The sequence below is a fragment of the Planomonospora algeriensis genome (assembly GCF_977012225.1).
Genome location: NZ_CDRNDK010000194.1, coordinates 1 through 11,116 on the forward strand (window position 1 = coordinate 1; position 11,116 = coordinate 11,116).

Annotated in this window: 9 protein-coding genes; 7 read left to right on the forward strand and 2 right to left on the reverse strand. The window is 74.1% G+C overall.

Features of this window, described 5'->3' with window-relative positions:
• From ACWJ6R_RS19945 to ACWJ6R_RS19975, 7 genes are all read left to right on the forward strand, one after another.
• Window positions 1-332 (forward strand): hypothetical protein (locus ACWJ6R_RS19945; protein ID WP_449063679.1); only part of this gene is annotated, 332 nt, incomplete at its 5' end.
• Between the two features lie 124 nt (window positions 333-456).
• On the forward strand, window positions 457-1,368 hold the full coding sequence (locus ACWJ6R_RS19950) for a glycosyltransferase family 2 protein (protein ID WP_449063680.1): 912 nt from the start codon (window positions 457-459) through the stop codon (window positions 1,366-1,368).
• Window positions 1,365-2,456 (forward strand): GNAT family N-acetyltransferase, encoded by a 1,092-nt coding sequence (locus ACWJ6R_RS19955; RefSeq protein ID WP_449063681.1) that lies wholly within the window; start codon window positions 1,365-1,367, stop codon window positions 2,454-2,456. The genes ACWJ6R_RS19950 and ACWJ6R_RS19955 overlap by 4 nt, the downstream gene beginning before the upstream one ends.
• Window positions 2,457-2,476: 20 nt before the next feature.
• Window positions 2,477-3,751 (forward strand): DegT/DnrJ/EryC1/StrS family aminotransferase, encoded by a 1,275-nt coding sequence (locus tag ACWJ6R_RS19960; protein WP_449063682.1) that lies wholly within the window; start codon window positions 2,477-2,479, stop codon window positions 3,749-3,751.
• A 129-nt stretch (window positions 3,752-3,880) separates the two neighbouring features.
• Complete coding sequence (locus tag ACWJ6R_RS19965) at window positions 3,881-4,978, forward strand: glycoside hydrolase family 26 protein (protein WP_449063683.1); 1,098 nt, start codon at window positions 3,881-3,883, stop codon at window positions 4,976-4,978.
• A 170-nt stretch (window positions 4,979-5,148) separates the two neighbouring features.
• Window positions 5,149-8,490 carry a glycosyltransferase gene (locus tag ACWJ6R_RS19970; protein ID WP_449063684.1) on the forward strand — a complete coding sequence of 1,114 codons (3,342 nt, stop codon included), beginning with the start codon at window positions 5,149-5,151 and terminating at the stop codon, window positions 8,488-8,490.
• A gap of 28 nt (window positions 8,491-8,518) precedes the next feature.
• Window positions 8,519-8,911 (forward strand): hypothetical protein, encoded by a 393-nt coding sequence (locus ACWJ6R_RS19975; protein ID WP_449063685.1) that lies wholly within the window; start codon window positions 8,519-8,521, stop codon window positions 8,909-8,911.
• A 119-nt stretch (window positions 8,912-9,030) separates the two neighbouring features.
• Here the strand turns inward: ACWJ6R_RS19975 and ACWJ6R_RS19980 are convergent, their stop codons facing one another.
• The gene (locus tag ACWJ6R_RS19980) at window positions 9,031-10,068 is read right to left on the reverse strand and encodes a phosphotransferase family protein (protein ID WP_449063686.1); all 1,038 of its coding nucleotides are present in this window, start codon (window positions 10,066-10,068) and stop codon (window positions 9,031-9,033) included.
• A 17-nt stretch (window positions 10,069-10,085) separates the two neighbouring features.
• The coding region (locus ACWJ6R_RS19985) for an aminotransferase-like domain-containing protein (RefSeq protein WP_449063687.1) at window positions 10,086-11,116 on the reverse strand (1,031 nt) is incomplete at its 5' end.

The window sequence follows — 11,116 nt, forward strand, 5'->3', positions numbered from 1 at the left end:
GGGAGTGGCCGCTGGCCCTGCCCGCGTTCCTGGCCCGCGCGATGGGCCTGGCCGATCCGACCCCGCTGCTCGTGTGGGCGCCGGTCGCCCTGGCCGCGGCGAGCCTGGCTCCCGCGCTGCTCGCCGCACGGCTCGTCCACCGCGACGAACGCGTCCGCTGGGCGCTGGCGCTGGCGGTGACGACGGTGCTCTGGCTCGCGCCCGCCGAGTCGGTCACGGCCTCCACCGCCTTCCTGCTCTGCCTGTGCGCGCTGGCCCTGGCGCCGGCCCGCGCACCGCGCCGGACCGCTCCCGCGGCCGCCGGCGACGAGCGGCTGGAGACGGCGGCCTAGATGAGGACCACGACCGGCGACCCGCCCCCCGGCGCCCCGGGCCCCGAGACGGCCCGGACGGCTCCGGCCTCCACGACCTCCCGAGTTCCCATGAGTTTTCCCGAGTTCTAGGAAAGGACCTGCCGTGAACGACTGGCCGGCGATCACCGTGGTGATCCCGACCCGCAATCGCACCGGACTCCTCCAGGAGACGATCGACTCGATCCTCGGCCAGGACTATCCGGGCGACATCACCTGCGTCGCCGTCTTCGACCAGAGCCCCCCGGACGAGTCGTTCGCGACCTCCCGTCCCGGGCGGCGGGTCGTGGTGACGCCCAACACGCGGCAGCCGGGGATCGCCGGCGCCCGCAACACCGGTGTGCTGCTCGGCGACGGCGAGCTGGTCGCCTTCTGCGACGACACCGACCTCTGGCTGCCGCACCGGCTCCGCTCCCAGGTGACGGCGCTCGGCGGCGGCCACTTCGCCACCTGCGGGATCGAGCTCTTCAATGACGAGGTGGCCTTCGCCAGGTCGGTGCCGACGCCGACGGTGACCCTGCGGGACCTGCTGCGCAAGCAGCTGCCGTCAATGCACCCCTCGACCTACCTGATGCGCCGCGACGCGCTCACCGGCGGCTTCGGCCTGGTCAGCGAGGAGCTGCCCGGCGGCTACGGCGAGGACTACGAGCTGCTGCTGCGGGCCGCCCGGTTCGGGCCGATCGTCAACGTGCCGGAGACGGGGGTCAGGGTCAGGCTGCACACGGCCTCGCACTTCTCCGTCGTCGAGTCCAGCGAGACGATCTCCACGGCGCTGCGCTGGATGCTGGAGCGCTATCCGGAGTTCACCGGGGCGCCGGGCGGCTACGCCCAGCTCGCCGGGAAGATCGCCTTCGCCGAGGCCGCGCTGGGCCGCTCCGCGCAGGCGCTGCGCTGGATCGGCAGGGCCGTACGGCGGCGCCCCTGGGAGCCCCGCGCCTACCTGGCGCTGGCCGTCACCGCGGGCCTGCCCGCTCCGGCGATCGTGGGCCGCCTGCACCGGATGGGGCGCGGCATATGAGGATCGACGTCATCCGCCCCGGGGAGCTGGGCAAGACCGAGATCGACGCGTGGCGCGAGATGCAGCACGCCACGCCGCGGCTGGGCAACCCCTTCCTCAGCCCGGAGTTCACGGTCGCGATGGGCGAGGTCTGCGCCGAGGCCCGGGTCGCGGTCGTCTCCGAGCAGGACGGGCCGGTCGGCTTCTTCCCGTTCGAGCGGCACCCCGGCGGCGTGGGCACCGCGCTGGGCGCCTGGGTCTCGCTCTGCCAGGGCGTGGTCCACGCGCCGGGGGCCGAGTTCGACGCCGAGGCCCTGCTGCGCGCCTGCGGGCTGCACGTGTGGGAGTTCGGCTGCATGGTCGACGGGCAGACGTGGTTCCAGCCGTTCGAGGTGTTGCGCCAGGAGGCCGTGGTCCTCGACCTGGCGGACGGCTACGCCGCCTATCTCGACGGGCTGCGCGAGCGCTCCCCCAAGTTCCTCAAGTCCACCCTCTACAAGGAGCGCAAGCTCGGCCGCGACGTGGGCGCGCTCACCTTCGACTTCGCGGTCCGCGACGAGGAGCAGTTCCGGCTGCTGCGGAGCTGGAAGTCCGCGCAGTACCAGCGGATGGGCCGCCCCGACCGGTTCGGCAGGGACTGGGTCGTGGAGCTCGCCGAGCGGCTGCACGCGATCGACACCCCCGACTTCGCCGGGCCGCTGTCCATGCTCTACTGCGACGGCAGACCGGTCGCGGGCCACTTCGGGCTGCGCTCGGACACGATCCTGATCGGCTGGTTCCCGGCCTACGACCCGGAGTTCGCCAAGTACTCCCCCGGCCTGATCCAGCACCTCCAGATGGCCGAGGCGGCCGCCGCCGCCGGGCTGCGCTCGATGGACCTGGGGATCGGGACCGGCTCGGAGTACAAGGACGCGCTGCGCAGCCGGGGCGAGCCGGTGAGCGAGGGCTGCGTGCGCCGCCGCTCGGCCGGCGCGGCGGCGTACTGGCTGCGCCGCACGCCGGTGCGCCGGGCCCGGCAGTTCATCCTGGACAGCCCCGCCCTGTACGGCGCGGCCGACCGGGCCATGAAGCGGTACGGGAACCTGCGGGCACGGTTGAAGACGCGATGAGCCGCACCCTCGAATCGATCATGAGTGAGCGGGTCGGGGCCGCGTGCCTGCACGTGCCCTCGGCCCGGTTCGGCCTCTACCTCGCCCTGCGGCACTGGTTCGGCGCCGGCGACCGGGTGCTGATCGCCCCGACCAACTGCGAGACCGTGCTGTTCATCGCGCTGGCCGCGGGAGTGCGGCCCGTCATGGCACCCGTCTCGCCCGACGACGGCAACATCGACCCGGACCTGGTCGACTGGACCGGCCTGGCGGGCGTGCTCACCACCCACCTGTACGGCCAGCCCGACCGGGTGGTCCGGCTGCGCGCCGAGTGCGACCGCCGCAGCCTGGTCCTGATCGACGACGCCGCGCACGCCATGCTCACCACGGTGGACGGCCGCCCGGCCGGCACGTTCGGCGCCGCCGGCGTGTTCAGCCTGGCCAAGCACGGCAGGGCCATGTCCGGCGGGTTCCTCACGGTGGAGGACCCCGGCGAGCTGCCCGCCCTGGCGCGCCTGCGCGACGGGCTCCTGCTCGACGGCGGCCCGCGCGCGCAGATCCTCGGCGCGCTCCGCCCGATGCTGCGGGAGACGGTCTACCGGACCGGGCTGGTCCGGCCGATGTGGCGGACGCTGAAGGCGCTCGGCGTGATCGAGTGGACGGGCCACCGCTGCGCTCCCCGCGAGGAGGAGCTGGTGGCGGCCCTGAAGGCGATGGAGTCCTCGACCGCGCCGGCCGGGCTCGACGGGCTCGGCCACTGGCTCCGCATCGACCTGGACGACTGGCGGATGCGGCAGGGCGGGCTGCTCCGGGCCTACCAGCGCTCCCGCTTCCGGGTGGTCGACCGGGAGCGGGAGCGCCGGCTGGCCGGGGTGGAACTGCTGCGCGGGCTGCCGTGGCGCCCGGGGCGTCGCCGGGTCGCCGGCGGCGCCGCTGCTCCGGGTGCCGCTGGCGGTCGAGGACCGCGATGGGGTCGTCGCCGAGCTGGAGCGGCACGGCGTGGTCCCCGGGTTCGTCTACGACCCGCCGCTGGACGACTACCTCGGCCTCGTGCCCGCCGGGCCGACCCCGGAGGCCGCGCGCTGGTGGACGCGGCACGTGCTTCCGGTGGACCCGCTGCGCGCGCGGCGCGTCGCCGTACTGCTGGACCGGATGGGGGCGCGCCCGGCCGCCCCTCCCCCGGCGCGCTCTCCGGGCCCACCTCCGGCTCCGTCCGCGCCCGCGGCCTCACCCTCGCCTTCCGCTTCGGCTTCGGCTTCGGCTTCGGCGGAGGAGACGGGCGCCCGGACGTGAGCGCCCAAGACAGCGCAGCGTGACCTTACGCTCACCATAGCCCACCCCCTTCATGATCCATGAGAGCTGATGAGTCAAGCAGAGCGCCCGGAGAGTGATCATCCCATGTCGGCTTCAGCCGGTCCGCTGGACCCACGCGTTCGGAGGACCACATGACCATGCCCGGCAGGGGGAGACACGCCCGGCGCGATCGGGGCCTGCCCTCTTCGAAGTGGATCCCGATCTCGCTGGTGGCGGCCCTGGTGACCGCCCTGGCCATCACCGCCGTGGTCTACATGTACGCCTCCCCCGTCCAGCGCAGCGCGGCGCCTCCCCCGCCGACCCTGCCGGGGAACCGGCCCACCCCCTCCTCCTGCGTGCCGACCTCCGACCTGGTGCCGCCGTGCGGGGCCTGGTGGGGGATGCACGTCCCGCCGGACCAGGAGCGCGGGCTGGTGGCCGACGTGACGTCGATGGAGGAGCGGATCGGCCGGAAACTCGACATCACCATCAGTTACCACGACATGTCGGAGACCGACGCGGGCCGGTTCTTCCGGGACGACGAGAGCGATCTCGGCGAGGAGCGCGTGCTGTTCCTCGGCTGGGAGTCGACGATCTGGGCCGGGAACGTGGACATCCCCTGGCACGCCATCGCGCGCGGGGAGCTCGACCGGGTCATCGACGCCCAGGCCGCGCGGGTCAAGGAGTACGGCAAACCCGTCCTGATCGGCTTCGACGGGGAGAAGGACCGCGAGGAGAGCGGCCAGACCCCCGAGGAGTACATCGCGGCCTACAAGCGCATCGTCGACCGCTTCCGGGAGGCGGGCGCGGACAACGCGCTCTGGGTGTGGGGCGTCACCGGCTACTACCCGTTCCGCGACCGCTGGAAGCCGTACTACCCGGGCGACGACTACGTCGACTGGATCAGCTACGACCCCTACAACTTCGCCACCTGCCGGGGCGCGAAGTGGCAGAGCTTCGAGGAGACCGTGCGGCCCACCTACGAGTGGTTCCAGCAGAACGGCTTCGCCCACAAGCCGCTGATGCTGGCGGAGTACGGGACGGAGAGCGACTCCGCCGACCCCGCCGCGAGGGCCGACTGGTACCGCGGCATCCCGGCGGCGATGAAGCAGATGCCCAACCTCAAGGCGATCATCCAGTGGAACAACACCGACGTCGACGACTGCGATTTCTCGCTCACCGGCACCGGTGTCCTGGAGGCGTTCGCCGAGGCGGGGAAGGATCCCTACTTCCGGCAGCCCCTCCCCTGAGGGAGGGGCCTCCGGGCCGGGGCCGCGCCCGACGGACGACGCGCGGCGGCATGGAGCGGACCAGGTCAGGACCCTCCGTGGCGGTACGGCCGTGATACGGCGAAAGCGAAGCCACGCGGAGTAAAGTCGGCAACGATTAGCTCCCGTCGACTACCCAGGGAAGGGTGCGTGTGGAGGGCAAGCAGTCTGGAGAGGTGATCGACGAGGCGGTCACCCGGCCGATGAGGCGCCCGGCCTCCACCGCGGTCGAGCCCTCCGAGCCCTCCGAACCCGGTGAGCCCGGGGCCGAGCCCAGGGGAGAGCCCAGGGTGGAGCCCGGCGGGGAGCGCCCGGCGGGGAGCACGCCGGGCGGGAAGGCCCGGAAGAACGGTCCCGACGCGGAGGACCGGACCGGAGACGGCCGACTCGACGGACCCGCCGAACCCGACGGACCCGGCGGCTCCGGCGGCTCCGGCGGCTCCAGCCGGGAGGACACGCCGGAGACGGCGGCGGACGGGGCCTCCGGCGGGGACGGGATTCCCGCGGACGGGGTCTCCGCAGACGGGGTCTCCGCAGACGGGATCCCAGCGGACGGGGTCTCCGCCGAGACGATCACCGTCGTGCCGATCGGGCGGGCCGGTGTGAGCGACGGCGCGCCCACCGTCGCCTGGCGCGTGCCGGTCCCGAAGATCCCGGCCGCCCGGAGCGAGCCGGAGCTGGAGAAGACCTCGCCGGAGCAGGAGGAGGACCCGCCGGGCGAGACGGCCCTCCCGTCGCTGGCGGTCGTCGTCGTCGCGGGCCCCGCGCAGTCGCGGTTCCGCCTGGCCGTGACGGTCAAGGCGCTGCGGGCCCAGGAGCCGGCCCCTGAGGAGATCGTCCTGGTCGTGGACCGCTCCCCCGAGCTGGCCGAGTGGGCCGAGGCCGAACTCCGCGGCGCCGACGGGGCCGGGGAGATCACCGTGGTGCGGGAGCAGGAGGCCGCCGGCGCGGCCTCCGCCCGCAACCTGGGGCTGGCCCGCGTGCGGGGGGACGTCGTCGCCTTCCTCGACGGCGACTCCGCTCCCGAGCCCGGCTGGTCGGCGGCGCTGCTGGAACCCTACGCCGACCGCGACGTGGCCGCGGTCCGCAGCCGGGTGGCACTGCGCTGGAGCTCGGGCAGGCCCGACTGGTTCCCCGCCGAGCTGGCCTGGGTGCTGGGAGTGCCGTTCACGGGTTCCCGCATCCGGCCGGACCTCGTCGACGACCTGTACGGCGGCGCGCTGTCGTTCCGCCGGGAGGCGCTGGCCGAGGCCGGGGGGTTCCCGGAGGAGCCGGACCACCGCCCCGAGGAGGTCTCCGCCGAACCCGCGGGCGGCGTGAAGACCGAGCTCCGCTCCCGCCTGCTCGACCTGCGGCCCGGCGCGAAGCTGCTCCACGAGCCTTCGGCGGTGGTACGGCTGGACGTGCCCGAGCGGCGCTCCCGCCTGGCCTACTTCCTGGCCCGGTGCACCGCCGAGGGCCGGTCGCAGGCGGAGGTGGAGCGCCGCACCAACGGGTGGGAAGGGCTCCTGGCCCACCTGGCACCGGTCAGGAACGGCCTGCCCCGGGCGGTGTTCCGCGCGCTCACCTTCACCGGGCCGGCGGACATCAAGGGGTGGAAGGCCCTGCTGGTCATGCTCCTGGGCATGGCGGCGGCCAACGCCGGCTACGTGAGCGGGAGGCTGCGCACGACGCGGGCCGACGGGACCCCCCGGGAGACCGGCCAGTGGGCGTGGTTCCTCTCCCGGACGGCGCTGCCGGTCGCCACCGTGCTGTGGGGGCTCTCCCTGCGCGAGGTCGACCTCGACAAGATGACCGACCTAGGGCTGATCACGGTCCTGCCCGCCCTGTTCTGGATCGCGGTCGCGGTCATGATCATCGGGTTCGTCGCGCTGCTCGGCGACCGGAGGGCCTTGGAGCTCTGGCACGCGGGCTACACCCTGGTGCTGATCGCGGTCCTGCACGCGACCCCCGCGCTGCTCTACCCCTCACTGCGCTACTCGTGGGCCTGGAAACACGTCTCCGTCATCGACTACCTGATCCGGCACGGCGCGACCGACCCGGAGATCAGCCCGCTGGCCGCCTACCACCAGTGGCCCGGCTTCTTCTCGTTCTTCGCGATGATGACGGAGGCCGCCGGGCTGCCGGACGCCCTGGGCATCGCCGCGTGGGGACCCGCCGTCTTCAACACCGCGATGCTGCTCCCGCTGCTGCTGCTGTTCCGCACGGTGACGCGCAACCGGCAGCTCGTGTGGGGCGCGGTCTGGGTCTACTTCTCCTGCTCCTGGGTGGGGCAGGACTACTTCTCGCCGCAGGCCACCACCCTGGTCCTCTACCTGACGGTGCTGGTCGTCGTGGTGCGGCGGTTCCGGCGCGGGCCGATCAGGGCGGGCGACGACCCCGAGGGGCTGGGCGCGGAGCCCCCGCCCGTCTCCGGCACGCGCAGGCGCCTGGTCTGGACCGTCCTGCTCGCCCTCCCGATCGTGGCGATCGCCTCCTCCCACCAGCTGACGCCGCTCATGCTGGTGGCCGGGCTGGCCGCCCTGTCCGTACTGCGGCGCCACCGCAACCTGGGCATCCTGCTGTTCACCGGGTCCGCCGTGCTGGTGTGGGACGCCGTGGCCGCCTGGCAGCTCCTGGAGGCCCGGTTCAGCGACATCGTGGAGTCGCTCGGCGACGCCGGCGGCAACCTGGACGACGGCCTCCTGTCCCTCGGCACCGCCGCTCCCGGCCAGGTGATCGTCGCCTACGCCGACCGCGCGCTCTCCGCGGGACTGTGGCTGCTCGCCGCCGGTGGCGCCTTCCTGCGCCGCCGCTGGCTCAGGCGGCCGGGGCTGCCCCTGCTGGTGATCGGGCTCAGCCCGCTGCTGTTCCTCGCCGCGGGGAGCTACGGCGGGGAGATCATGTTCCGCATCTACCTGTTCACGCTCCCGCTCAGCGCGTTCCTGGCCGCGGCGCTGTTCCTGCCCGCCCGCCGGGCCTTCGTCCGCGTCCTGATCCTGCCCCTGGTCCTCATGCTCATGGTCACGGGCTTCTTCTTCGGCAACTACGGCAAGGAGCAGTCCAACTACTTCACCCAGGACGAGGTCCGGCTCGTGCGCGCGGTGCACCGTGCGGCGCCGGAGGGGTCGCTCATCGTGGCGCCCACGTTCTTCCTGCCCGCCGCCTACGACTACTACGAGCGCTACCAGCACAGCTGGCTGGACGAGCTGCCCCGCTCGCGCGCCGCCGCCCCCGGGATGCCGAAGTACGTGCCCACCCGGGTGGAGCTGGTGCAGGACCCGGTGCCGTCGCTCATCGGCCTCATGTCGAGCGTGCCGCCGGGCGGCAAGGCCTATCTGGTGCTCAACCGCGCGCAGAAGGCCGCCATCGAGACGGCGGGCATCTTCCCCAAGGGCACGGTCGACCGGCTGCGCCGGGGAGTCGAGGCGTCCGACCGCTTCCGGGTGCTCATCCGCAACTCCGGAGGCGCCGTCTACGAGCTGATCCCGAAGAGAGCGACGGCGACCCCGTGACGGCGGGGCTCCGCACTGGAGGCGACCGATGAACACCATACGCTGGCCGCTGCTGCTGCTCGCCTCCTCCGGCTGGCTGGCCCTGTTCGCGACGGAGGCCCCCGGCGGCGCTCCGCTGCGCGTCACCGTCACGGTGGTCTTCCTGCTCACCTGTCCGGGCGCCGCCGTGCTGGCACTGTTCCGGCCGCTGCTCGCCCCGCGCGACCACACCGGGGACGCTATGGAGAGCATCGCGCTCACGGTCGCGCTCAGCGTCGCCCTGGGCATCCTGGTCGGCGAGGCGCTCTTCATGACGGGCACGTTCACGGTGTACCGGGCGCTGACGGCGCTGGCCACCGTCACCTCGCTCGCCGCCCTGGGGGTGCCGCTCACCGCGTACCGGGCCCGCCGACGCGCGGCGCGCTCACCGGAGGGCGCCTGAGAGCGGCCGTACGCCCGCCCCAGGCGGTCCCGCGCGGGGCGTGTGACTCACGCTCCGCACCGGCTCGTCCCGGGTCCGCCCGGATCTCACCCGGGGTGCGGGCGGGGCCGTACGGAGCGTCAGGCCGGGCGCTCGTCCAGCGCCCGGTGGGCCCGTGCGACCAGGACGGGGACGGAGGCCCCCAGGTTGTCGAAGCCCTCCCCGACCGTCTTGCCCTGGACGAAGCGCGCGTGGATGCCCTCCAGGATCACGGCGAGCTTGAAGTTGCCGAAGGCCAGGTAGAAGTCCAGGTCGCTCAGGTCGGCCCCGGACACCTTCGCGTAGTGGGCGGCGAACCCCTTCGCGTCCAGGAAGCCGGGGGTGAGCGTGACGTCGCCCGCCACCGGGACGGAGGAGCGCACGGTGTCGCCGGGGTCGTGCCAGTAGGTCAGGGTGAGGCCGAGGTCGGCGACGGGGTCGCCCAGGGTGGACATCTCCCAGTCGACCACGGCCCGGATCTGCGGGTCCGCGCCGGGCGACAGCCGTACCAGCGTGTTGTCCAGGCGGTAGTCGCCGTGCACGAGAGCGGCGGACGGCCGGTCGGGGAGGCGTTCGCGCAGGCGGGCGACGAGGTCGTCGTACTCGGGGAGCTCGCGGGTCTTCGAGCGCTCCCACTGCTGCCCCCAGCGCTCCAGCTGGCGTGCCAGGTAGCCCTCCGGGCGGCCGAAGCCGTCCAGGCCGACCGCCGCGTAGTCGACGGCGTGGATCGCGGCGAGCACCTCGGCGAGGCGCTCCGACAGCGCCCTGGCCTGGGCCGGCGTCAGGTCGGCCTGACCGCGGGCGCGCAGGGCCTCGCCCTCGACGTGGCCCATCAGGTAGAAGGGGGCCCCGATCACGTCCTCGTCGGCGCAGAGGGCGACCGGCTCGGGCACCGGCACGGGGGTCGGCGCGAGCGCGGAGACGACCCGCCACTCCCTGCGCATGTCGTGGGCCGTGGGCAGGACGTGGCCGAGGGGCGGGCGGCGCAGGACCAGCCTGCGGCCCGGCGTCTCGACCCGGTACGTCAGGTTGGACCGGCCGCCCGAGATCAGCGTGATCTCGGTGGGCTCCCCCGCGTCGGGGACGTGGCGGGCCATCCACGCGACCAGGCGGGTCCGGTCGATGCCAGGGATGCTCATGGCCCACTATTAGAACGTTATTCTGCCCCGTCCGCCAGTCCCGGCCCCAGCAACCGGGCCAGGATCGCGGCCCCGGCCCGCACCTGGGCGAGCGAGGCCGAGCCGTACCCGATCACCAGGCCGTGCCTGCCGGGCGGACCGTGGTGGTGGCGGTCGGTGATGTCGAGCAGGACGCCGCGGGCCCGGGCCGCCTCGACGAGGGGGCCGACCCGGTGCTCCGGGAGCCCGACCATGACGTGCAGGCCCGCGGTGTCCCCCGTCACCCGGGAGCCGAGCGCCGCCACGAGCGCGGCCCGCCGCCGGGCGTACTCCAGCCGCATGCGGCGCAGGTGCCGGTCCAGGTCGCCCCGCTCCAGCAGTACGGCCACCGCCTGCTGGGCCGGGCCCCCGGTCCGGTCGGTCAGCTCCCTGCGGGTCCGGGCCACGGCGTCGAGCAGGCCGGGGGAGGCGACCAGCCAGCCGACGCCGATGTCCGGGGACAGGGATTTCGACAGGGTGCCGAGCAGCACCACCTGATCGGGGTCGAGGCCGTACAGGGCGGGCAGCGGGGCGACGTCGTAGCGGAACTCGGCGTCGTAGTCGTCCTCCACGACGAGCGCGCCGCTGCGGTGGGCCCAGGCGAGCAGGCGCTCGCGACGCGCGATGGGCAGGCGCCCGCCGAGCGGGTACTGGTGGGCGGGCGTGGTGTACAGGAGGCGGAGGTCCTCCGGCAGCCCGTCGACGAGCACCCCGTCGGCGTCCACCGGGCAGGGGACGATCCCCGCGCCCCGGGCCCCGAGGATGGTGCGCGCCCGCCGCCAGCCGGGATCCTCGACGCCCGCCCGGTCGCCGGGGCGCAGGACGGTCGCCGCGAGCAGGTCGAGGCCGTTGCCGGTGCCGCGGGTGACCATGACGTTCTCCGGGCCCGCCGGGACGCCCCTGGTCCTGCGCAGGTGCACGGCCAGCGCCTCCCGCAGCCGCGGCAGGCCGTAGGGGTCGGGGTCGTCCCCCGGCGGCAGGTCGGCCGCCTGCCGCCACGCCCGCCGCCACGCCGCCTCGTCGTAGTCCC